The sequence below is a fragment of the Escherichia sp. TC-EC600-tetX4 genome (assembly GCF_019356055.1).
Taxonomy (GTDB): domain Bacteria; phylum Pseudomonadota; class Gammaproteobacteria; order Enterobacterales; family Enterobacteriaceae.
The window spans coordinates 1,012,403-1,035,261 of the sequence record NZ_CP079924.1 but is presented as its reverse complement, the minus strand read 5'-3'; the positions used below and the strand labels follow the sequence as shown (position 1 = coordinate 1,035,261).

The window sequence follows — 22,859 nt, the reverse complement described above, 5'->3', positions numbered from 1 at the left end:
TAAAGAGATTTTTAAGCTAAAGATGAATTTCGTCGCCGTGTCGACGTGTCATTTCGACATCATCGACATTATTCACCGCAGGGATAATCAACACTGGCACAATTATTGCTTGTAGCTGGCAATAGTTAATGGGAGGCGATATGCACGAAATAACCCTCTGCCAACGGGCACTGGAATTGATCGAACAGCAGGCCGCAAAACACGGCGCAAAACGCGTAACTGGGGTCTGGCTCAAAATTGGCGCATTTTCTTGTGTCGAAACCAGCTCTCTTGCCTTTTGTTTTGATCTGGTTTGCCGCGGCAGCGTGGCGGAAGGTTGTAAACTGCACCTCGAAGAACAAGAGGCCGAATGCTGGTGTGAAACATGCCAACAGTATGTGACGCTACTGACCCAGCGCGTCCGCCGCTGTCCACAGTGTCATGGTGACATGCTGCAGATTGTGGCAGACGACGGTTTACAGATTCGGCGGATAGAAATAGACCAGGAGTGAGCGATGTGTACAACATGCGGTTGCGGTGAAGGCAACCTGTATATCGAGGGTGATGAACATAACCCTCATTCCGCGTTTCGTAGCGCGCCATTTGCCCCGGCGGCACGCCCGAAGATGAAAATCACCGGCATTAAAGCGCCTGAATTTACCCCCAGCCAGACTGAAGAAGGCGACCTGCATTACGGTCATGGCGAAGCGGGCACTCACGCACCGGGCATGAGCCAGCGTCGGATGCTGGAAGTCGAAATTGACGTGCTGGACAAAAATAACCGTCTGGCTGAACGCAACCGCGCGCGCTTTGCTGCCCGCAAGCAACTGGTGCTCAACCTGGTTTCCAGCCCTGGTTCCGGTAAAACCACCCTGCTGACGGAAACCCTAATGCGCCTGAAAGACAGCGTTCCGTGCGCAGTTATTGAAGGCGACCAGCAAACCGTGAACGATGCCGCACGCATTCGCGCTACCGGCACACCAGCGATTCAGGTGAACACCGGTAAAGGCTGCCATCTTGACGCACAGATGATTGCCGACGCCGCACCGCGTCTGCCACTGGACGATAACGGTATTCTGTTTATCGAAAACGTTGGCAACCTCGTATGCCCGGCCAGCTTCGATCTCGGTGAAAAACACAAAGTGGCGGTGCTTTCCGTTACCGAAGGTGAAGACAAACCACTGAAATATCCGCATATGTTTGCCGCCGCCTCGCTGATGCTGCTCAACAAAGTTGACCTGTTGCCGTATCTCAACTTTGACGTTGAAAAGTGCATCGCCTGCGCCCGCGAAGTCAATCCAGAAATTGAAATCATCCTTATTTCCGCCACCAGCGGCGAAGGGATGGACCAGTGGCTGAACTGGCTGGAGACACAGCGATGTGCATAGGCGTTCCCGGCCAGATCCGCACCATTGACGGCAACCAGGCGAAAGTCGACGTCTGCGGCATTCAGCGCGATGTCGATTTAACGTTAGTCGGCAGCTGCGATGAAAACGGTCAGCCGCGCGTGGGCCAGTGGGTACTGGTACACGTTGGCTTTGCCATGAGCGTAATTAATGAAGCCGAAGCACGCGACACTCTCGACGCCTTACAAAACATGTTTGACGTTGAGCCGGATGTCGGCGCGCTGTTGTATGGCGAGGAAAAATAATGCGTTTTGTTGATGAATATCGCGCGCCGGAACAGGTGATGCAGTTAATTGAGCATCTGCGCGAACGTGCTTCACATCTCTCTTACACCGCCGAACGCCCTCTGCGGATTATGGAAGTGTGTGGCGGTCATACCCACGCTATCTTTAAATTCGGCCTCGACCAGTTACTGCCGGAAAACGTTGAGTTTATCCACGGTCCGGGGTGCCCGGTGTGCGTACTGCCGATGGGTAGAATCGACACCTGCGTGGAGATTGCCAGCCATCCGGAAGTCATCTTCTGTACCTTTGGCGACGCCATGCGCGTGCCGGGGAAACAGGGATCGCTGTTGCAGGCAAAAGCACGCGGTGCCGATGTGCGCATCGTTTACTCGCCGATGGATGCGTTGAAACTGGCGCAGGAGAATCCAACCCGCAAAGTGGTGTTCTTCGGCTTAGGTTTTGAAACCACTATGCCGACCACCGCTATCACTCTGCAACAGGCGAAAGCGCGTGATGTGCAGAATTTTTACTTCTTCTGCCAGCACATTACGCTTATCCCGACGTTGCGCAGTTTGCTGGAACAGCCGGATAACGGTATCGATGCGTTCCTCGCGCCGGGTCACGTCAGTATGGTTATCGGCACCGACGCCTATAATTTTATCGCCAGCGATTTTCATCGTCCGCTGGTGGTTGCTGGATTCGAACCCCTTGATCTACTACAAGGCGTGGTCATGCTGGTGCAGCAGAAAATAGCGGCCCACAGCAAGGTAGAGAATCAGTATCGTCGAGTGGTACCGGATGCCGGTAACCTGCTGGCGCAACAGGCGATTGCCGATGTGTTCTGTGTCAACGGCGACAGCGAATGGCGCGGCTTAGGCGTGATTGAATCTTCTGGCGTGCACCTGACGCCGGATTATCAACGATTCGATGCCGAAGCACATTTCCGCCCGGCACCGCAGCAGGTCTGCGATGACCCGCGCGCGCGTTGTGGTGAGGTATTAACGGGCAAATGTAAGCCGCATCAATGCCCGCTGTTTGGTAACACCTGTAATCCTCAAACCGCGTTTGGTGCGCTGATGGTTTCCTCCGAAGGAGCGTGCGCCGCGTGGTATCAGTATCGTCAGCAGGAGAGTGAAGCGTGAATAATATCCAACTCGCCCACGGTAGCGGCGGCCAGGCGATGCAGCAATTAATCAACAGCCTGTTTATGGAAGCCTTTGCCAACCCGTGGCTGGCAGAGCAGGAAGATCAGGCACGTCTTGATCTGGCGCAGCTGGTAGCGGAAGGCGACCGTCTGGCGTTCTCCACCGACAGTTACGTTATTGACCCGCTGTTCTTCCCTGGCGGTAATATCGGCAAGCTGGCGATTTGCGGCACAGCCAATGACGTTGCGGTCAGTGGCGCTATTCCGCGCTATCTCTCCTGTGGCTTTATCCTCGAAGAAGGATTGCCGATGGAGACACTGAAAGCCGTAGTGACCAGCATGGCAGAAACCGCCCGCGCGGCAGGCATTGCCATCGTTACTGGCGATACTAAAGTGGTGCAGCGCGGCGCGGTAGATAAACTGTTTATCAACACCGCTGGCATGGGCGCAATTCCGGCGAATATTCACTGGGGCGCACAGACGCTAACCGCAGGCGATGTATTGCTGGTGAGCGGTACACTCGGCGACCACGGGGCGACTATCCTTAACCTGCGTGAGCAGCTGGGGCTGGATGGCGAACTGGTCAGCGACTGCGCGGTGCTGACGCCGCTTATTCAGACGCTGCGTGACATTCCCGGCGTGAAAGCGCTGCGTGATGCCACCCGTGGTGGTGTAAACGCGGTGGTTCATGAGTTCGCGGCAGCCTGCGGTTGTGGTATTGAACTTTCAGAAGCGGCACTGCCTGTTAAACCTGCCGTGCGTGGCGTTTGCGAATTGCTGGGACTGGACGCCCTGAACTTTGCCAACGAAGGCAAACTAGTAATAGCTGTTGAACGCAACGCGGCAGAGCAAGTGCTGGCAGCGTTACATTCCCATCCACTGGGGAAAGACGCGGCGCTGATTGGTGAAGTGGTGGAACGTAAAGGTGTTCGTCTTGCCGGTCTGTATGGCGTGAAACGAACCCTCGATTTACCACACGCCGAACCGCTTCCGCGTATATGCTAATAAAATTCTAAATCTCCTATAGTTAGTCAATGACCTTTTGCACCGCTTTGCGGTGCTTTCCTGGAAGAACAAAATGTCATATACACCGATGAGTGATCTCGGACAACAAGGGTTGTTCGACATCACTCGGACACTATTGCAGCAGCCCGATCTGGCCTCGCTGTGTGAGGCTCTTTCGCAACTGGTAAAGCGTTCTGCGCTCGCCGACAACGCGGCTATTGTGTTGTGGCAAGCGCAGACTCAACGTGCGTCTTATTACGCGTCGCGTGAAAAAGACACCCCCATTAAATATGAAGACGAAACTGTTCTGGCACACGGTCCGGTACGCAGCATTTTGTCGCGCCCTGATACGCTGCATTGCAGTTACGAAGAATTTTGTGAAACCTGGCCGCAGCTGGACGCAGGTGGGCTATACCCAAAATTTGGTCACTATTGCCTGATGCCACTGGCGGCGGAAGGGCATATTTTTGGTGGCTGTGAATTTATTCGTTATGACGATCGCCCCTGGAGCGAAAAAGAGTTCAATCGTCTGCAAACATTTACGCAGATCGTTTCTGTCGTCACCGAACAAATCCAGAGCCGCGTCGTTAACAATGTCGACTATGAGTTGTTATGCCGGGAACGCGATAACTTCCGCATCCTGGTCGCCATCACCAACGCGGTGCTTTCCCGCCTGGATATGGACGAACTGGTCAGCGAAGTCGCCAAAGAAATCCATTACTATTTCGACATTGACGATATCAGTATCGTCTTACGCAGCCACCGTAAAAACAAACTCAACATCTACTCCACTCACTATCTTGATAAACAGCATCCCGCCCACGAACAGAGCGAAGTCGATGAAGCCGGAACCCTCACCGAACGCGTGTTCAAAAGTAAAGAGATGCTGCTGATCAATCTCCACGAGCGGGACGATTTAGCCCCCTATGAACGCATGTTGTTCGACACCTGGGGCAACCAGATTCAAACCTTGTGCCTGTTACCGCTGATGTCTGGCGACACCATGCTGGGCGTGCTGAAACTGGCGCAATGCGAAGAGAAAGTGTTTACCACTACCAATCTGAATTTACTGCGCCAGATTGCCGAACGTGTGGCAATCGCTGTCGATAACGCCCTCGCCTATCAGGAAATCCATCGTCTGAAAGAACGGCTGGTTGATGAAAACCTCGCCCTGACCGAGCAGCTCAACAATGTTGATAGTGAATTTGGCGAGATTATTGGCCGCAGCGAAGCCATGTACAGCGTGCTTAAACAAGTTGAAATGGTGGCGCAAAGTGACAGTACCGTGCTGATCCTCGGTGAAACTGGCACGGGTAAAGAGCTGATTGCCCGTGCGATCCATAATCTCAGTGGGCGTAATAATCGCCGCATGGTCAAAATGAACTGCGCGGCGATGCCTGCCGGATTGCTGGAAAGCGATCTGTTTGGTCATGAGCGTGGGGCTTTTACCGGTGCCAGCGCCCAGCGTATCGGTCGTTTTGAACTGGCGGATAAAAGCTCCCTGTTCCTCGACGAAGTGGGCGATATGCCACTGGAGTTACAGCCGAAGTTGCTGCGTGTATTGCAGGAACAGGAGTTTGAACGTCTCGGCAGCAACAAAATCATTCAGACGGACGTGCGTCTAATCGCCGCGACTAACCGCGATCTGAAAAAAATGGTCGCCGACCGTGAGTTCCGTAGCGATCTCTATTACCGCCTGAACGTATTCCCGATTCACCTGCCGCCACTACGCGAGCGTCCGGAAGATATTCCGCTGCTGGCGAAAGCCTTTACCTTCAAAATTGCCCGTCGTCTGGGGCGCAATATCGACAGCATTCCTGCCGAGACGCTGCGCACCTTGAGCAACATGGAGTGGCCGGGTAACGTACGCGAACTGGAAAACGTCATTGAGCGCGCGGTATTGCTAACACGCGGTAACGTGCTGCAGCTGTCATTGCCAGATATTGTTTTACCGGAACCTGAAACGCCGCCTGCCGCAACGGTTGTCGCCCTGGAGGGCGAAGATGAATATCAGTTGATTGTGCGCGTGCTGAAAGAAACCAACGGCGTGGTTGCCGGGCCTAAAGGCGCTGCGCAACGTCTGGGGCTGAAACGCACGACCCTGCTGTCACGGATGAAGCGGCTGGGAATTGATAAATCGGCATTGATTTAACTGCAAATTGCCGGACAGATCTGCCTGTCCGGCATACTATTCATGAGGTTTTTTCGGACGATATTTTTCCGGCAGTTCTGGCACCGGACGCTTGTCATCGATGAGATGACGCACGGTTAAGATCGGATGACGCCACAGCATTCTCGGCCCGGCCCAACGCATAATCTGTTTCATCTCTTCACGCTTTGCAGGCTGGTAACAGTGCACCGGACACTGCTTACAGGCTGGTTTCTCTTCGCCGAACACACATTTATCCAGCCGCTTTTGCGCGTAAACAAACAACGCCTCGTAATGCTCCGGCTCCGCTGACGCCTGCGGGCATTTCGCTTGATAAAGATCGATCATTTTTTTAATCGTCAGTTTTTCACGAGAGATACGCTTGCCGGACATGCTGCCTCCACCTCATTAAGATGTATTTATATTACATCTTAATCTTAAAGGGCACTATGACTCCAAAGAAGAAGGGTTAGCCAACCGATACAATTTTGCGTACTTGCTTCATAAGCATCACGCAAAAGCTGCAAAACAGCATCTTTCCCGGAACCAGCATCAAGAACTCGCCGTTCGCTTCTTCCCCTGAAATGATTAACTCCGGTATCATGTGCGCCTTATGTGATTACAACGAAAATAAAAACCATCACACCCCATTTAATATCAGGGAACCGGACATAACCCCATGAGTGCAATAGAAAATTTCGACGCCCATACGCCCATGATGCAGCAGTATCTCAGGCTGAAAGCCCAGCATCCCGAGATCCTGCTGTTTTACCGGATGGGTGATTTTTATGAACTGTTTTATGACGACGCAAAACGCGCGTCGCAACTGCTGGATATTTCACTGACCAAACGCGGTGCTTCGGCGGGAGAGCCGATCCCGATGGCGGGGATTCCCTACCATGCGGTGGAAAACTATCTCGCCAAACTGGTGAATCAGGGAGAGTCCGTTGCCATCTGCGAACAAATTGGCGATCCGGCGACCAGCAAAGGTCCGGTTGAGCGCAAAGTTGTGCGTATCGTTACGCCAGGCACCATCAGCGATGAAGCCCTGTTGCAGGAGCGTCAGGACAACCTGCTGGCGGCTATCTGGCAGGACAGCAAAGGTTTCGGCTACGCGACGCTGGATATCAGTTCCGGGCGTTTTCGCCTGAGCGAACCGGCTGACCGCGAAACGATGGCGGCAGAACTGCAACGCACTAATCCTGCGGAACTGCTGTATGCAGAAGATTTTGCTGAAATGTCGTTAATTGAAGGCCGTCGCGGCCTGCGCCGTCGCCCGCTGTGGGAGTTTGAAATCGACACCGCGCGCCAGCAGTTGAATCTGCAATTTGGGACCCGCGATCTGGTCGGTTTTGGCGTCGAGAACGCGCCGCGCGGACTTTGTGCTGCCGGTTGTCTGTTGCAGTATGCGAAAGATACCCAACGTACGACTCTGCCGCATATTCGTTCCATCACCATGGAACGTGAGCAGGACAGCATCATTATGGATGCCGCGACGCGTCGTAATCTGGAAATCACCCAGAACCTGGCGGGTGGTGCGGAAAATACGCTGGCTTCTGTGCTCGACTGCACCGTCACGCCGATGGGCAGCCGTATGCTGAAACGCTGGCTGCATATGCCAGTGCGCGATACCCGCGTGTTGCTTGAGCGCCAGCAAACTATTGGCGCATTGCAGGATTTCACCGCCGGGCTACAGCCGGTACTGCGTCAGGTCGGCGACCTGGAACGTATTCTGGCACGTCTGGCTTTACGAACTGCTCGCCCACGCGATCTGGCCCGTATGCGCCACGCTTTCCAGCAACTGCCGGAGCTGCGTGCGCAGTTAGAAACTGTCGATAGTGCACCGGTACAGGCGCTACGTGAGAAGATGGGCGAGTTTGCCGAGCTGCGCGATCTGCTGGAGCGAGCAATCATCGACACACCGCCGGTGCTGGTACGCGACGGTGGTGTTATCGCATCGGGCTATAACGAAGAGCTGGATGAGTGGCGCGCGCTGGCTGACGGCGCGACCGATTATCTGGAGCGTCTGGAAGTCCGCGAGCGTGAACGTACCGGCCTGGACACGCTGAAAGTTGGCTTTAATGCGGTGCACGGCTACTACATTCAAATCAGCCGTGGGCAAAGCCATCTGGCACCCATCAACTACATGCGTCGCCAGACGCTGAAAAACGCCGAGCGCTACATCATTCCAGAGCTAAAAGAGTACGAAGATAAAGTTCTCACCTCAAAAGGCAAAGCACTGGCACTGGAAAAACAGCTTTATGAAGAGCTGTTCGACCTGCTGTTGCCGCATCTGGAAGCGTTGCAACAGAGCGCGAGCGCGCTGGCGGAACTCGACGTGCTGGTTAACCTGGCGGAACGGGCCTATACCCTGAACTACACCTGCCCGACCTTCATTGATAAACCGGGCATTCGCATTACCGAAGGTCGCCATCCGGTAGTTGAACAAGTACTGAATGAGCCATTTATCGCCAACCCGCTGAATCTGTCGCCGCAGCGCCGCATGTTGATCATCACCGGTCCGAACATGGGCGGTAAAAGTACCTATATGCGCCAGACCGCACTGATTGCGCTGATGGCCTACATCGGCAGCTATGTACCGGCACAAAAAGTCGAGATTGGACCTATCGATCGCATCTTTACCCGCGTAGGCGCGGCAGATGACCTGGCGTCCGGGCGCTCAACCTTTATGGTGGAGATGACTGAAACCGCCAATATTTTACATAACGCCACCGAATACAGTCTGGTGTTAATGGATGAGATCGGGCGTGGAACGTCCACCTACGATGGTCTGTCGCTGGCGTGGGCGTGCGCGGAAAATCTGGCGAATAAGATTAAGGCATTGACGTTATTTGCTACCCACTATTTCGAGCTGACCCAGTTACCGGAGAAAATGGAAGGCGTCGCTAACGTGCATCTCGATGCACTGGAGCACGGCGACACCATTGCCTTTATGCACAGCGTGCAGGATGGCGCGGCGAGCAAAAGCTACGGCCTGGCGGTTGCAGCTCTGGCAGGCGTGCCAAAAGAGGTTATTAAGCGCGCACGGCAAAAGCTGCGTGAGCTGGAAAGCATTTCGCCGAACGCCGCCGCTACGCAAGTGGATGGTACGCAAATGTCTTTGCTGTCAGTACCAGAAGAAACTTCGCCTGCGGTCGAAGCTCTGGAAAATCTTGATCCGGATTCACTCACCCCGCGTCAGGCGCTGGAGTGGATTTATCGCTTGAAGAGCCTGGTGTAATAACAATTCCCGATAGTCTTTTGCTATCGGGAATATTAACGACAACTGACGAATAAAATAAAAACACCCTGTATAATAGGAAAGCTTATTTTACAGGGTAAAACCATGCCATCTACACGCTATCAAAAAATCAATGCCCATCACTATCGCCATATATGGGTCGTTGGTGATATTCATGGTGAATATCAGTTATTACAATCCCGCTTACATCAACTCTCTTTTTTCCCCAAAATCGACTTACTTATTTCTGTCGGCGATAATATTGATCGTGGACCGGAGAGTCTTGACGTCCTGCGCCTGCTAAACCAACCCTGGTTTACGTCGGTTAAAGGCAACCACGAAGCGATGGCGCTTGAGGCATTCGAAACTGGCGATGGCAATATGTGGCTTGCCAGCGGTGGTGACTGGTTTTTCGATTTAAATGATTCAGAGCAACAAGAGGCAATAGATCTGTTGCTGAAATTCCATCACCTTCCACATATTATTGAAATCACTAACGACAACATAAAATATGCCATCGCACATGCAGATTATCCGGGGAGTGAATATCTCTTTGGTAAAGAAATAGCGGAGAGCGAATTACTCTGGCCTGTTGATCGTGTGCAGAAATCGCTTAATGGCGAGTTACAACAAATAAACGGCGCTGATTATTTTATATTTGGACATATGATGTTTGATAACATTCAGACGTTCGCTAACCAGATTTATATTGATACCGGATCGCCGAACAGCGGGCGGCTGTCATTTTATAAAATAAAGTAGTCTCATGCTTCTTCTGTGAAGCATGAGTAACCCGGTGTTATTGCAGGCCATTATTCATTTTTCGCTACCAGCAAAGAGAGATCCTGCTTCACCAGCGCGCGACTGGCACTCTCCGGCAAACCGTCGTCTGTAATAATCTGATCAAACTCGCTTAATGGTAACGCCAGCCATGTCGCCACCTGACCATATTTCGTCGCATCACAGACCAAAACTCGCTGGCGGCTGGCACTGGCAATCGCCCGTTTCACCGTGACTTTATCTTCCGCTGGCGTAGAAATCCCCCGCACACTCCATGACGATGCAGAAATAAAAGCCTGATCAATCATCAGGCTGCGCAGCATGGTCGCAGCGGCTTCCCCGACACAGGAACGGTTTTCCCGACACACTGCACCGCCAGTGTGAATAATTGTGCAATTACTGTTGTCGAGCAAGTAGTCCGCAATAACGAAATCGTTTGTGACCACAGTCAGTGACTCCATGTGAATCAGATGCTGTGCTATCGCTAACGTGGTCGTTCCCGCATCCAGATAGATACAACTTCCCGGCTGAACAAGACTTGCCGCCAGCTTGCCAATAGCCGCTTTTTGCGTCATTGCCAGCGCAGTTTTTACCTGATGAGAAGGTTCATGCGCCACGCGTCCCGGAGACTGGACGCCTCCGGACACCAGCACAACGGCTCCCTGCTGCTCCAGTTTTTGTAAATCCCGACGAATGGTCATATGTGACACATTCATTCTGTCCGTTAGTTCAGCAATACTGACAATGCCTTTTTCAGCTACCATCTCAAGGATGATTTGGCGACGCTCTACGGGTATCAACTTTTGCTCCTTCCTTTGTCCTGCTGACATTCTACGCTATTTGCCTGCGAAACGTGCGCGGCGCAACTAACGCTTAGTTCACATAAAATAACACACAATGTTAATTTATGTGAATCAGATCACCATACCGTTATCTTCCAGCGCTTATATTCACAATATCAAACAAAATATCACTTAAATTAACAAGGAGAGCAGATGAAAACGGGATCTGAGTTTCATGTCGGTATCGTTGGCTTAGGGTCAATGGGAATGGGAGCAGCACTGTCATATGTCCGCGCAGGTCTTTCTACCTGGGGCGCAGACCTGAACAGCAATGCCTGCGCTACGTTGAAAGAGGCAGGTGCTTGCGGGGTTTCTGATAACGCCGCGACGTTTGCCGAAAAACTGGACGCACTGCTGGTGCTGGTGGTCAATGCGGCCCAGGTTAAACAGGTGCTGTTTGGTGAAACAGGCGTTGCACAACATCTGAAACCCGGTACGGCAGTAATGGTTTCTTCCACTATCGCTAGTGCTGATGCGCAAGAAATTGCTACCGCTCTGGCTGGATTCGATCTGGAAATGCTGGATGCGCCAGTTTCTGGTGGTGCAGTAAAAGCCGCTAACGGTGAAATGACTGTCATGGCCTCCGGTAGCGATATTGCCTTTGAACGACTGGCACCCGTGCTGGAAGCCGTTGCCGGAAAAGTTTATCGCATAGGTGCAGAACCGGGACTAGGTTCGACCGTAAAAATTATTCACCAGTTGTTAGCGGGCGTACATATTGCTGCCGGAGCCGAAGCGATGGCACTTGCAGCCCGTGCGGGGATCCCGCTGGATGTGATGTATGACGTCGTGACCAATGCCGCCGGAAATTCCTGGATGTTCGAAAACCGGATGCGTCATGTGGTGGATGGCGATTACACCCCGCATTCAGCCGTCGATATTTTTGTTAAGGATCTTGGTCTGGTTGCCGATACAGCCAAAGCCCTGCACTTCCCGCTGCCATTGGCCTCAACAGCATTGAATATGTTCACCAGCGCCAGTAACGCGGGTTACGGGAAAGAAGACGATAGCGCAGTTATCAAGATTTTCTCTGGCATCACTCTACCGGGAGCGAAATCATGATCAAGATTGGCGTTATCGCCGATGATTTTACCGGCGCGACGGATATCGCCAGTTTTCTGGTGGAAAACGGTCTACCAACGGTACAAATTAACGGTGTTCCAACAGGTAAAATGCCGGAAGCAATCGACGCACTGGTGATCAGCCTGAAAACGCGCTCCTGTCCAGTGGTTGAAGCCACACAGCAATCGCTGGCGGCTCTGAGCTGGTTGCAACAGCAAGGTTGCAAACAGATCTATTTCAAATACTGCTCTACTTTCGACAGTACGGCGAAAGGTAATATTGGCCCGGTTACCGATGCCTTAATGGATGCTCTCGACACGCCGTTTACGGTCTTCTCTCCGGCCCTGCCGGTCAACGGACGTACGGTTTATCAGGGGTATTTGTTCGTAATGAATCAACTGCTGGCCGAATCCGGGATGCGCCATCACCCGGTAAATCCCATGACCGACAGCTATCTTCCCCGTCTGGTTGAAGCGCAATCCACAGGGCGCTGCGGCGTCGTTTCGGCACATGTTTTCGAACAAGGTGTGGATGCCGTTCGTCAAGAGCTGGCTCGCTTACAGCAAGAGGGCTACCGCTACGCGGTGCTTGATGCGCTGACCGAACACCATCTGGAAATTCAGGGAGAAGCCTTGCGCGATGCCCCACTGGTAACGGGCGGTTCTGGTCTGGCGATTGGCCTGGCCCGGCAGTGGGCGCAAGAAAACGGTAACCAGGCTCGCAAAGCAGGGCGTCCGCTCGCTGGGCGCGGCGTAGTGCTCTCCGGTTCATGCTCTCAAATGACCAACCGCCAGGTAGCACATTACCGTCAAATTGCACCAGCCCGTGAAGTTGATGTGGCACGCTGCCTCTCAATTGAAACTCTGGCCGCTTATGCACACGAACTGGCAGAGTGGGTTCTGGGCCAGGAAAGTGTACTTGCTCCACTGGTTTTTGCCACCGCCAGCACTGACGCATTGGCAGCAATTCAACAGCAATACGGTGCACAAAAAGCCAGTCAGGCAGTAGAAACACTGTTTTCTCAACTAGCGGCGCGGTTAGCAGCGGAAGGCGTGACACGCTTTATTGTCGCAGGCGGTGAGACCTCCGGCGTAGTCACACAGAGCCTGGGAATAAAAGGGTTTCATATTGGCCCAACCATTTCCCCGGCGTGCCGTGGGTAAACGCACTGGATAAGCCTGTCTCACTCGCCCTTAAATCTGGCAACTTCGGTGATGACGCCTTTTTTTCACGAGCCCAAAGAGAGTTTTTATCATGAGCGATTTCGCAAAAGTAGAGCAGTCTTTGCGAGAGGAGATGACGCGGATTGCCAGTTCATTCTTTCAGCGCGGCTATGCAACCGGTTCGGCTGGCAATCTGTCGCTGCTTTTACCTGACGGGAATTTACTGGCGACACCGACAGGTTCATGCCTGGGCAATCTCGATCCGCAGCGGCTTTCCAAAGTCGCCGCGGATGGCGAATGGTTAAGTGGTGACAAACCCTCGAAAGAGGTGCTCTTTCATCTGGCGCTGTATCGCAACAATCCGCGCTGTAAAGCGGTGGTGCATTTGCACAGCACATGGTCGACGGCGCTTTCCTGCCTGCAAGGGCTGGACAGCAGCAACGTTATTCGTCCGTTCACACCATACGTGGTGATGCGGATGGGAAATGTCCCGCTGGTGCCTTATTACCGACCGGGCGATAAACGCATCGCACAGGATCTGGCGGAACTGGCAGCAGACAATCAGGCTTTTTTACTGGCAAATCATGGCCCAGTGGTTTGCGGTGAAAGCCTGCAAGAAGCCGCCAACAATATGGAAGAGCTGGAGGAAACGGCAAAGCTGATTTTTATTCTCGGTGACCGCCCGATCCGTTATCTGACCGCAGGTGAAATTGCGGAATTAAGGAGTTAATGCAATGCCTCGTTTTGCAGCTAATTTATCCATGATGTTCACCGAAGTGCCTTTTATTGAACGCTTCGCCGCAGCGCGAAAAGCCGGGTTCGATGCTGTGGAATTTCTGTTTCCCTATAACTACTCCACCCTGCAAATCCAAAAGCAACTGGAGCAAAACCATCTGACACTGGCGCTGTTCAATACCGCTCCCGGAGATATTAATGCGGGGGAATGGGGATTATCCGCCCTTCCCGGACGTGAGCACGAAGCACACGCAGACATCGACCTGGCACTGGAATATGCATTGGCGCTCAATTGTGAACAAGTCCATGTGATGGCAGGCGTCGTGCCCGCTGGCGAAGATGCTGAACGGTACCGGGCAGTATTTATCGATAATATCCGCTACGCTGCCGACCGCTTTGCGCCACACGGCAAGCGAATATTAGTTGAAGCACTCAGCCCCGGCGTTAAGCCTCATTATCTCTTCTCCAGCCAGTATCAGGCACTGGCTATTGTTGAAGAGGTTGCGCGAGATAACGTGTTTATTCAACTAGATACTTTTCATGCGCAAAAAGTAGATGGCAACCTGACGCATTTAATCCGCGACTACGCCGGGAAATATGCGCACGTACAAATTGCCGGACTACCTGATCGACATGAACCGGACGATGGAGAAATCAACTATCCGTGGCTGTTCCGCCTGTTCGATGAGGTGGGATATCAGGGCTGGATCGGTTGTGAATATAAACCTCGTGGCCTCACCGAAGAAGGGCTTGGCTGGTTTGACGCCTGGCGCTAATTCGTTAAATCCCTAATTACAACGTACCCATACATCCCCCCATCTACGGATGGGGTAGGTTAACTATAACTTTCAGACAGGGTTTCCCATGTCCACAATTACATTGTTATGCATTGCGTTAGCTGGCGTAATCATGCTGTTGCTGCTGGTCATCAAGGCAAAGGTACAACCATTCGTTGCTTTGCTCCTCGTCAGCCTGTTAGTCGCACTTGCGGCAGGTATACCGGCGGGCGAAGTGGGTAAAGTGATGATCGCCGGGATGGGCGGTGTGCTTGGTTCCGTCACTATTATTATTGGTCTGGGCGCTATGCTGGGGCGTATGATCGAACACTCTGGTGGTGCAGAGTCACTGGCTAATTATTTCAGTCGCAAGTTAGGTGACAAACGAACTATCGCTGCGCTGACTCTGGCAGCGTTCTTCCTCGGTATTCCCGTCTTCTTTGATGTCGGCTTTATTATTCTTGCGCCAATCATTTACGGTTTTGCCAAGGTTGCCAAAATATCGCCACTCAAATTTGGCCTGCCTGTCGCTGGGATCATGCTCACTGTTCACGTGGCGGTACCGCCGCATCCAGGCCCTGTCGCCGCAGCGGGGTTACTCCACGCAGACATCGGCTGGCTAACCATCATCGGTATTGCGATTTCTATTCCCGTAGGGGTTGTTGGCTACTTTGCAGCGAAAATAATCAATAAGCGCCAATATGCGATGTCAGTAGAAGTACTGGAACAGATGCAACTGGCTCCGGCCAGTGAGGAAGGCGCGACAAAATTAAGCGATAAAATAAATCCACCGGGCGTCGCGCTGGTCACCTCGCTAATTGTTATTCCTATCGCGATTATCATGGCGGGTACGGTTTCCGCAACACTGATGCCGCCTTCGCATCCCCTGCTTGGTACGCTACAGCTGATCGGCTCACCAATGGTAGCTCTAATGATTGCGCTGGTGCTGGCATTCTGGTTATTGGCTTTACGTCGCGGCTGGAGCTTACAACACACCAGCGACATTATGGGCTCAGCGCTTCCTACTGCGGCGGTAGTGATTTTGGTTACTGGTGCTGGAGGGGTATTTGGCAAAGTGCTGGTGGAATCGGGCGTCGGCAAAGCCCTTGCCAACATGCTACAAATGATTGACCTGCCTCTGTTACCAGCCGCATTTATTATTTCACTGGCGCTGCGTGCATCGCAGGGGTCAGCAACCGTAGCAATACTGACAACCGGCGGGTTACTCTCAGAAGCGGTGATGGGATTGAATCCGATTCAGTGCGTATTGGTGACGCTGGCAGCCTGCTTTGGTGGGCTTGGTGCGTCACATATTAATGACTCAGGGTTCTGGATTGTGACCAAATATCTGGGGTTGTCGGTAGCAGACGGTCTGAAAACCTGGACAGTGTTAACGACCATTCTCGGTTTTACCGGATTCTTAATTACCTGGTGCGTATGGGCGGTAATTTGACCTTAATAAAAAGGTCCGATGGGCATCGGACCTTTTATTGTGCACAGAAAAGGCCAGCCTCGCTTGAGACTGGCCTTTCTGACAGATGCTTACTTACTCGCGGAACAGCGCTTCGATATTCAGCCCCTGCGTTTGCAGGATTTCGCGCAAACGGCGCAGGCCTTCAACCTGAATCTGGCGAACACGTTCACGGGTGAGGCCAATTTCACGACCTACATCTTCCAGTGTTGCCGCTTCGTACCCCAGCAAACCGAATCGACGTGCCAGCACTTCACGCTGTTTGGCGTTCAGCTCGAACAGCCATTTGACGATGCTCTGCTTCATATCGTCATCTTGCGTGGTATCTTCCGGACCGTTCTCTTTTTCATCGGCCAGGATGTCCAGCAACGCTTTTTCGGAATCACCACCCAGCGGGGTGTCTACCGAGGTAATGCGCTCGTTAAGACGAAGCATACGGCTGACGTCATCAACTGGCTTATCCAGTTGCTCTGCGATCTCTTCCGCACTTGGTTCATGGTCCAGCTTATGGGACAACTCACGTGCGGTTCGCAGGTAAACGTTCAGCTCCTTTACGATGTGAATCGGCAAACGAATAGTACGGGTTTGGTTCATAATCGCCCGTTCAATCGTCTGGCGAATCCACCAGGTTGCGTATGTTGAGAAGCGGAAACCACGTTCCTGGTCAAACTTCTCTACCGCGCGGATCAGCCCCAGGTTGCCCTCTTCGATAAGGTCCAGCAACGCCAGACCACGATTGCCATAACGGCGGGCAATTTTTACCACCAGACGCAAGTTACTCTCGATCATCCGGCGGCGAGAGGCGACATCTCCACGCAGTGCGCGACGCGCAAAATAAACTTCTTCTTCGGCCGTTAACAGTGGTGAATAACCAATCTCACCAAGGTAAAGCTGAGTCGCGTCCAACACACGCTGTGTGGCTCCCTGCGATAACAGTTCCTCTTCGGCCAAATCGTTATCACTGGGTTCCTATTCTACTAAGGCCTTTTCGTCAAAAACCTCAACTCCGTTCTCATCAAATTCCGCATCTTCATTTAAATCATGAACTTTCAGCGTATTCTGACTCATAAGGTGGCTCCTACCCGTGATCCCTTGACGGAACATTCAAGCAAAAGCCTGGTTCCGCCGATTTATCGCTGCGGCAAATAACGCAGCGGGTTTACGGATTTCCCCTTGTAACGAATTTCAAAATGCAAGCGTGTTGAACTGGTTCCGGTGCTACCCATGGTCGCTATTTTTTGCCCCGCCTTAACTTCTTGTTGTTCCCGGACCAGCATTGTGTCGTTATGGGCGTAGGCACTCAGGTAATCATCATTATGTTTGATGATAATCAGATTACCGTAGCCGCGCAGCGCGTTACCAGCATAAACAACGCGGCCATCTGCGGTCGCGATAATTGCCTGTCCTTTGCTGCCTGCGATATCAATCCCCTTGTTGCCCCCCTCAGAAGCGCCAAAGGTTTCGATCACTTTGCCCTCAGTCGGCCAGCGCCAGGTGGAGATAGGCGTACTGGTTGATGTACTGCTGACAGTCGGCTCGGTTGTGCTTGCTGTTGGTACCGTTACAGGCGCTGTGACCGTGGTCGCAGTTGGCTTGTTGTTCGGCAACATTTTGTTAGCACTCTGTTCACCCGAAGACTCAGAATACGTAATTGTCGGTTGCGACGCAACAGCAACGGTGGAATTTTGTGCAGGCTTGATCACAACTCCTTGCTCTGCTGCGTCGGCCTGGGTAATGGCATTTCCGCCAGTGATTGGCGTACCGGAAGCATTACCCACCTGCAAGGTCTGACCAACGTTCAGCGCGTATGGTGCCTGAATATTGTTGCGCTGAGCAAGGTCACGGAAATCGTTGCCAGTAATCCAGGCGATATAGAAAAGTGTGTCGCCTTTTTTCACGGTATAGGTACTGCCGCTATAACTGCCTTTCGGAATGTTCCCATACTGACGGTTATAGACGATGCGTCCGTTTTCCATCTGTACCGGCTGCTGAGCTACTGGCTGCACTGGCTGGATTTGCGGTTGTTGAGTAGCCTGAATTTGTGGCTGCTGCACCGGCTGAATTTGCGGTTGCTGCGCTGTAGACGTCGTCCCCATTTTCGGCGGCGGCGTAATCAACATACCAGAATTAGTATTTGCAGGCGCATTGCCATTAACGGAGCTGACCGGTGCCGGTGGATTTGAAGTGTCAGAACAGCCTGCCAGCCATAGCGAAACCAGTGACAAAGCCGCAATGCGGCGAACGGTGAATTTTGGGCTTCCCGCGCTCATTTATCCCCCAGGAAAAATTGGTTAATAACCAGTGACATAATTACCGTGCAAGGCACCCTACTGAACACTGGAAAAGATGTTCACGATACGCTGACCTGCGGCAAAATAACCAGGAAAAATCCAGGTATTTCCTCACGTTTTAAGCCAGCTCACCCTTCACTAAAGGGACAAAGCGCACGGCCTCCACGGTATCGATAATAAATTCGCCTCCCCGACGACGCACCCGTTTCAAATACTGGTGCTCCTCCCCTACGGGTAAGACGAGAATCCCGCCTTCGTCCAGCTGCGTCATTAGCGCAGTTGGAATTTCCGGCGGTGCCGCCGTAACAATGATAGCGTCAAACGGCGCACGTGCCTGCCAACCTTGCCATCCATCGCCATGACGGGTTGAAACATTATGTAAATCAAGATTTTTCAGGCGGCGACGTGCCTGCCACTGCAAGCCTTTAATCCGTTCAACCGAGCAAACATGCTGGACAAGATGCGCCAGGATTGCCGTTTGATATCCCGAACCGGTGCCAATTTCCAGCACCCGCGACTGCGGCGTCAGCTCGAGTAATTCGGTCATTCGCGCCACCATATATGGCTGCGAAATTGTCTGCCCCTGACCTATCGGCAAAGCGATATTGTCCCAGGCTTTTTGTTCAAACGCTTCATCAACGAATTTTTCACGCGGCACGGCGGCAAGTGCATTCAGCACCTGCTCATCCTGAATACCTTGCGCACGTAATTGATCCAGAAGTGCTTGTACGCGTCTGCTTACCATTGCGTGCCAACTCCCACGCTGTTTAACCAGTCTGAAACCACATCTTGCGCGCTATGCGCAGTTAAATCCACATGCAGCGGCGTGATGGAGACATAGCCCTCATCTACCGCAGCAAAATCGGTCCCCGGACCAGCATCACATTTACCGCCCGGCGGGCCAATCCAGTACAGCGTATTGCCGCGCGGATCTTGCTGCGGGATCACCTGATCTGCCGGATGTCGTGTACCGCAGCGCGTCACGCGAATACCTTTGATTTGATCCAAGGGTAAATCCGGAACGTTAATATTAAGAATACGCCCGGTGCGCAGCGGCTCTTTACACAGTGCGCGCAAAATTGAACAGGTTACCGCCGCGGCAGTGTCGTAATGTTTATGCCCGTCAAGCGAGACGGCAAGCGCCGGAAAACCTAAATGACGGCCTTCCATCGCGGCGGCTACCGTACCGGAATAAATAACATCATCCCCCAGATTCGGCCCGGCGTTAATTCCGGACACAACAATGTCCGGGCGCGGACGCATCAGAGCATTCACGCCAAGATAGACGCAATCGGTCGGGGTTCCCATTTGCACAGCAATATCACCATTTTCAAAGGTAAACGTGCGCAGGGAGGATTCCAGTGTCAGAGAATTTGAAGCGCCGCTGCGGTTACGATCGGGGGCGACCACCTGAACGTCAGCAAACTCACGCAAGGCTTTCGCCAGCGTTTGTATACCGGGTGCATGTACCCCGTCATCATTACTCAGCAATATGCGCATAATCACCTGTTGTGTTGATAAGTTCCCTGACAACGCTGGTTGCAAAACTACCCGCCGGAAGCCAGAAACGGATCTCTACGGTGACGTCATCCCACCAATTCCAGCTTAATTGTTGCGGATACAGCAGCATCGCTCTGCGCGCGGCTTCAACTTTTTCGCGCACCAGTAAAGCTTGTAATTCAGTTTCTGCGGCGACAGCTGCTTGTTCGAATGCCAGCGCTTCACGCTGAGTTCCCCATTCGCCACTGCCTGGCAATGCGGCGGTTATCATCAACTCTTTATCGTTGACGCGACGCTGTAATTCCGCCAGTTCTTCGGTGGTTGCGACAAACCAGCTACCACGTCCGGCTAATTGTAGCGCATCGCCGTCAACAACTTGATTAACGTCTGCTTTTTTGAGGCGCTCAGCAACAATCTGATTAAACAACGCACTGCGGGCTGCCGACAACCAAAAACTCCGTTTATTGCGATCGCGCACCGGAGTATTGGTTTGCGCCCAGCGCTGCGCCCCCTGCAAGTTGCTACCGCCAATCCCAAAACGTTGGGCACCGAAGTAGTTCGGTACACCTTTTACGCAAATATCGATCAGACGTTGTTCAACGTCATCGCGATTGCTCACTTCGCGCAGAACCAGGGTAAAGGCGTTACCTTTCAGCGCGCCTAAACGCAGCTTGCGCTTGTGCCGCGCATACTCCAGCACCTGGCAGCCTTCCAGTTGAAAGGCGCTCAGATCGGGCATTTCCTTGCCCGGCACGCGAGCGCATAACCACTGTTCCGTAACAGCATGTTTGTCTTTTTGCCCAGCGAAGCTGACTTCACGGGCATGAATTTTCAGGAATTTCGCCAGTGCATCCGCCACAAAACGGGTATTGCAGCCGTTTTTGAGGATTCTAACCAGAATATGCTCACCTTCACCATCAGGCTCAAAGCCCAAATCTTCCACCACCACAAAGTCTTCCGGATTGGCTTTCAGCAGCCCGGTGCCTTGCGGTTTACCGTGGAGGTAAGTGAGATTATCAAACTCAATCATTTTGTTGCCTTAATGAGTAGCGCCACCGCTTCACAGGCAATCCCTTCCCCACGTCCGGTAAATCCCAGTTTTTCCGTAGTAGTGGCTTTCACGTTAACATCATCCATATGGCAGCCGAGATCTTCGGCAATAAACACGCGCATTTGTGGAATGTGCGGCAACATCTTCGGTGCCTGAGCGATGATAGTGACATCGACGTTGCCAAGGGTATAACCCTTCGCCTGAATACGACGCCAGGCTTCGCGTAGCAGCTCGCGGCTATCGGCACCTTTAAATGCCGGATCGGTATCCGGGAACAGCTTGCCGATATCCCCCAGCGCCGCCGCGCCAAGCAATGCATCGGTCAACGCATGGAGCGCCACGTCGCCATCAGAATGCGCCAGCAATCCTTTTTCGTAAGGAATGCGTACGCCACCAATGATAATTGGGCCTTCACCGCCAAAGGCATGTACGTCAAAACCGTGTCCAATTCGCATTATGTATTCTCCTGATGGATGGTTCGGGTGAGGTAAAACTCGGCCAGTGCCAAATCTTCCGGGCGCGTGACTTTAATGTTATCCGCACGGCCTTCGACCAACTGAGGATGGAATCCGCAATATTCCAGCGCCGAGGCTTCGTCGGTAATAGTCGCGCCTTCATTTAGAGCGCGCGTCAGACAGTCATGTAACAGCTCACGAGGGAAAAATTGCGGCGTCAGCGCGTGCCATAAGCCGTTGCGATCAACGGTATGAGCAATGGCATTTTTGCCCGGTTCGGCACGTTTCATAGTATCGCGCACTGGTGCGGCGAGGATCCCCCCCGTGCGGCTGGTTTCGCTCAACGCCAACAATCGCGCGAGGTCATCCTGATGCAAACAAGGACGAGCGGCGTCATGCACCAATACCCACTGCGCGTCGCCAGCGGCTTTCAGACCTGCCAGCACGGAATCGGCACGCTCATCACCGCCATCTACAACGGTGATTTGCGGATGATTCGCCAGAGGAAGTTGTGCAAAACGGCTATCGCCAGGACTTATGGCAATGACGACACGTTTCACCCGGGGATGCGCCAGCAGCGCATGCACCGAGTGTTCAAGAATGGTTTGATTACCGATTGAGAGATATTGCTTAGGACATTCCGTTTGCATTCGACGGCCAAATCCGGCCGCCGGAACCACGGCGCAAACATCCAAATGAGTGGTTGCCATGTTAATTCCCGGGCTGATTTATCGATTGTTTTGCCCCGCAGACTGTGCGCGCTTCGACGCGTCAGGCACCAGACGATAAAAAGTTTCGCCCGGCCTGGTCATGCTGAGTTCATTACGCGCACGCTCTTCGAGCGCCTCCTGGCCGCCATTGAGATCGTCAATTTCGGCAAAAAGTTGATCGTTTCGCGCTTTAAGTTTCGCGTTTGTAGCTTGCTGTGCCGCCACATCATCATTGACGCGGGTATAGTCATGTATACCGTTCTTACCGAACCACAGCGAATACTGTAGCCAGACCAGAATAGCCAGCAACAGCAGCGTTAGTTTACCCATCCTGCCCCCTGAAAAACGGCATCATCATCCCATGCATCCGAAGACGACTCTACATCCTCTGTTGGGGATACCGCGACAACGCGGGCAAATGTACCACATTTGTCCATTGTTACGTATACCCAGGGCGTGCAGAACATAATCTCATTATTAGTTACGGTTTGAATTATGAACAGAGGAGACGGGAAAGTACAAATTAGCCCAGTAGCCACATAAACAGTGCGCCAAACATAATGCCTACTGTCACCAGGGTGAAAACAATACTGTAGCGTAGCTTTCCGTCCATCAATGAATGCAGCGCAATCCCCACCACTACCGCGACGGGCATCAGCGCCAGAAAGAAAGGCCAGGTGTAGATAAAGAAGAACAGCGTGTTAGAGCCATAAATCAACATCGGCATCGCCAGCGCAAATAACCAGGAGATAAAACCGACCACGGCACCAGGCAGTGACCATGTGGTTTCTTCATCCTCAGTAAGGCTGTCGTTATTTGTTAGTGTAATGTTATGGCTATTACGCATATTTGATCCTGTTACTTTGACGAACCGG

At 52.7% G+C, this 22,859-nt stretch carries 24 protein-coding genes and 1 pseudogene; 13 read left to right on the top strand and 12 right to left on the bottom strand.

Annotated features, from left to right (window positions below; all coding sequences use genetic code 11):
- Positions 1–140 precede the first annotated feature (140 nt).
- From hypA to flhA, 6 genes are all read left to right on the top strand, one after another.
- Positions 141–491, top strand: coding sequence for a hydrogenase maturation nickel metallochaperone HypA (hypA, locus tag KXD89_RS04950; RefSeq protein WP_001299100.1), 351 nt, complete (start codon positions 141–143; stop codon positions 489–491).
- A 3-nt stretch (positions 492–494) separates the two neighbouring features.
- Complete coding sequence (gene hypB, locus KXD89_RS04945) at positions 495–1,367, top strand: hydrogenase nickel incorporation protein HypB (protein ID WP_000337665.1); 873 nt, start codon at positions 495–497, stop codon at positions 1,365–1,367.
- Positions 1,358–1,630 (top strand): hydrogenase 3 maturation protein HypC, encoded by a 273-nt coding sequence (gene hypC / locus KXD89_RS04940; RefSeq protein ID WP_000334881.1) that lies wholly within the window; start codon positions 1,358–1,360, stop codon positions 1,628–1,630. The genes hypB and hypC overlap by 10 nt, the downstream gene beginning before the upstream one ends.
- Positions 1,630–2,751, top strand: coding sequence for a hydrogenase formation protein HypD (hypD, locus tag KXD89_RS04935; RefSeq protein ID WP_001212985.1), 1,122 nt, complete (start codon positions 1,630–1,632; stop codon positions 2,749–2,751). The genes hypC and hypD overlap by 1 nt, the downstream gene beginning before the upstream one ends.
- Entirely contained in the window at positions 2,748–3,758 is a 1,011-nt protein-coding gene (hypE, locus tag KXD89_RS04930; RefSeq protein ID WP_001059922.1) for a hydrogenase maturation carbamoyl dehydratase HypE, read from the top strand. Before hypD ends, hypE begins: the two co-directional genes overlap by 4 nt.
- Positions 3,759–3,831: 73 nt before the next feature.
- Positions 3,832–5,910, top strand: a complete 2,079-nt coding sequence (gene flhA / locus KXD89_RS04925; RefSeq protein WP_001301332.1) for a formate hydrogenlyase transcriptional activator FlhA — start codon at positions 3,832–3,834, stop codon at positions 5,908–5,910.
- Between the two features lie 36 nt (positions 5,911–5,946).
- Here flhA and KXD89_RS04920 read toward each other — a convergent pair whose 3' ends face one another.
- Together KXD89_RS04920 and KXD89_RS04915 are read right to left on the bottom strand one after the other, a co-directional pair.
- Positions 5,947–6,300, bottom strand: a complete 354-nt coding sequence (locus KXD89_RS04920) for a nitrous oxide-stimulated promoter family protein (protein WP_000015497.1) — start codon at positions 6,298–6,300, stop codon at positions 5,947–5,949.
- A 76-nt stretch (positions 6,301–6,376) separates the two neighbouring features.
- On the bottom strand, positions 6,377–6,511 hold the full coding sequence (locus tag KXD89_RS04915; protein WP_000611932.1) for a hypothetical protein: 135 nt from the start codon (positions 6,509–6,511) through the stop codon (positions 6,377–6,379).
- 75 nt (positions 6,512–6,586) lie between these two features.
- On the opposite strand from KXD89_RS04915, the gene mutS reads away from it, so the two are divergent.
- The gene (gene mutS, locus KXD89_RS04910; protein WP_001272928.1) at positions 6,587–9,148 is read left to right on the top strand and encodes a DNA mismatch repair protein MutS; all 2,562 of its coding nucleotides are present in this window, start codon (positions 6,587–6,589) and stop codon (positions 9,146–9,148) included.
- Positions 9,149–9,253: 105 nt separating this feature from the next.
- Positions 9,254–9,910, top strand: a complete 657-nt coding sequence (pphB, locus tag KXD89_RS04905) for a protein-serine/threonine phosphatase (protein WP_001141337.1) — start codon at positions 9,254–9,256, stop codon at positions 9,908–9,910.
- Positions 9,911–9,960: 50 nt separating this feature from the next.
- Here pphB and ygbI read toward each other — a convergent pair whose 3' ends face one another.
- Positions 9,961–10,728 (bottom strand): DNA-binding transcriptional repressor YgbI, encoded by a 768-nt coding sequence (gene ygbI, locus KXD89_RS04900; RefSeq protein WP_001300386.1) that lies wholly within the window; start codon positions 10,726–10,728, stop codon positions 9,961–9,963.
- A gap of 195 nt (positions 10,729–10,923) precedes the next feature.
- Here ygbI and ltnD point away from each other — a divergent pair, with 195 nt between their 5' ends.
- From ltnD to KXD89_RS04875, 5 genes are all read left to right on the top strand, one after another.
- On the top strand, positions 10,924–11,832 hold the full coding sequence (ltnD, locus tag KXD89_RS04895; protein ID WP_000848004.1) for an L-threonate dehydrogenase: 909 nt from the start codon (positions 10,924–10,926) through the stop codon (positions 11,830–11,832).
- On the top strand, positions 11,829–12,995 hold the full coding sequence (otnK, locus tag KXD89_RS04890) for a 3-oxo-tetronate kinase (protein WP_001393459.1): 1,167 nt from the start codon (positions 11,829–11,831) through the stop codon (positions 12,993–12,995). The genes ltnD and otnK overlap by 4 nt, the downstream gene beginning before the upstream one ends.
- Positions 12,996–13,086: 91 nt before the next feature.
- Positions 13,087–13,725 carry an aldolase gene (locus tag KXD89_RS04885; protein WP_001278994.1) on the top strand — a complete coding sequence of 213 codons (639 nt, stop codon included), beginning with the start codon at positions 13,087–13,089 and terminating at the stop codon, positions 13,723–13,725.
- A gap of 4 nt (positions 13,726–13,729) precedes the next feature.
- The gene (locus KXD89_RS04880; RefSeq protein WP_001136934.1) at positions 13,730–14,506 is read left to right on the top strand and encodes an HPr family phosphocarrier protein; all 777 of its coding nucleotides are present in this window, start codon (positions 13,730–13,732) and stop codon (positions 14,504–14,506) included.
- 88 nt (positions 14,507–14,594) lie between these two features.
- Positions 14,595–15,959 (top strand): GntP family transporter, encoded by a 1,365-nt coding sequence (locus tag KXD89_RS04875; protein WP_000104441.1) that lies wholly within the window; start codon positions 14,595–14,597, stop codon positions 15,957–15,959.
- Positions 15,960–16,052: 93 nt separating this feature from the next.
- Here KXD89_RS04875 and rpoS read toward each other — a convergent pair.
- From rpoS to KXD89_RS04830, 9 genes and pseudogenes are all read right to left on the bottom strand, one after another.
- A pseudogene (gene rpoS / locus KXD89_RS04870) lies at positions 16,053–17,045 on the bottom strand (RNA polymerase sigma factor RpoS).
- A gap of 62 nt (positions 17,046–17,107) precedes the next feature.
- On the bottom strand, positions 17,108–18,202 hold the full coding sequence (gene nlpD, locus KXD89_RS04865) for a murein hydrolase activator NlpD (protein WP_306174120.1): 1,095 nt from the start codon (positions 18,200–18,202) through the stop codon (positions 17,108–17,110).
- Between the two features lie 184 nt (positions 18,203–18,386).
- Positions 18,387–19,013, bottom strand: a complete 627-nt coding sequence (gene pcm / locus KXD89_RS04860) for a protein-L-isoaspartate O-methyltransferase (RefSeq protein WP_000254708.1) — start codon at positions 19,011–19,013, stop codon at positions 18,387–18,389.
- On the bottom strand, positions 19,007–19,768 hold the full coding sequence (gene surE, locus KXD89_RS04855; protein WP_001295182.1) for a 5'/3'-nucleotidase SurE: 762 nt from the start codon (positions 19,766–19,768) through the stop codon (positions 19,007–19,009). The genes pcm and surE overlap by 7 nt, the downstream gene beginning before the upstream one ends.
- Positions 19,749–20,798, bottom strand: a complete 1,050-nt coding sequence (truD, locus tag KXD89_RS04850; RefSeq protein WP_000568943.1) for a tRNA pseudouridine(13) synthase TruD — start codon at positions 20,796–20,798, stop codon at positions 19,749–19,751. Before truD ends, surE begins: the two co-directional genes overlap by 20 nt.
- Positions 20,795–21,274 carry a 2-C-methyl-D-erythritol 2,4-cyclodiphosphate synthase gene (gene ispF / locus KXD89_RS04845; protein WP_001219242.1) on the bottom strand — a complete coding sequence of 160 codons (480 nt, stop codon included), beginning with the start codon at positions 21,272–21,274 and terminating at the stop codon, positions 20,795–20,797. Before ispF ends, truD begins: the two co-directional genes overlap by 4 nt.
- Positions 21,274–21,984 (bottom strand): 2-C-methyl-D-erythritol 4-phosphate cytidylyltransferase, encoded by a 711-nt coding sequence (gene ispD, locus KXD89_RS04840; RefSeq protein ID WP_000246138.1) that lies wholly within the window; start codon positions 21,982–21,984, stop codon positions 21,274–21,276. Before ispD ends, ispF begins: the two co-directional genes overlap by 1 nt.
- Positions 21,985–22,002: 18 nt before the next feature.
- Positions 22,003–22,314, bottom strand: a complete 312-nt coding sequence (ftsB, locus tag KXD89_RS04835) for a cell division protein FtsB (RefSeq protein WP_000517476.1) — start codon at positions 22,312–22,314, stop codon at positions 22,003–22,005.
- 193 nt (positions 22,315–22,507) lie between these two features.
- Positions 22,508–22,831 carry a DUF3561 family protein gene (locus tag KXD89_RS04830; RefSeq protein WP_001246104.1) on the bottom strand — a complete coding sequence of 108 codons (324 nt, stop codon included), beginning with the start codon at positions 22,829–22,831 and terminating at the stop codon, positions 22,508–22,510.
- Positions 22,832–22,859 lie beyond the last annotated feature (28 nt).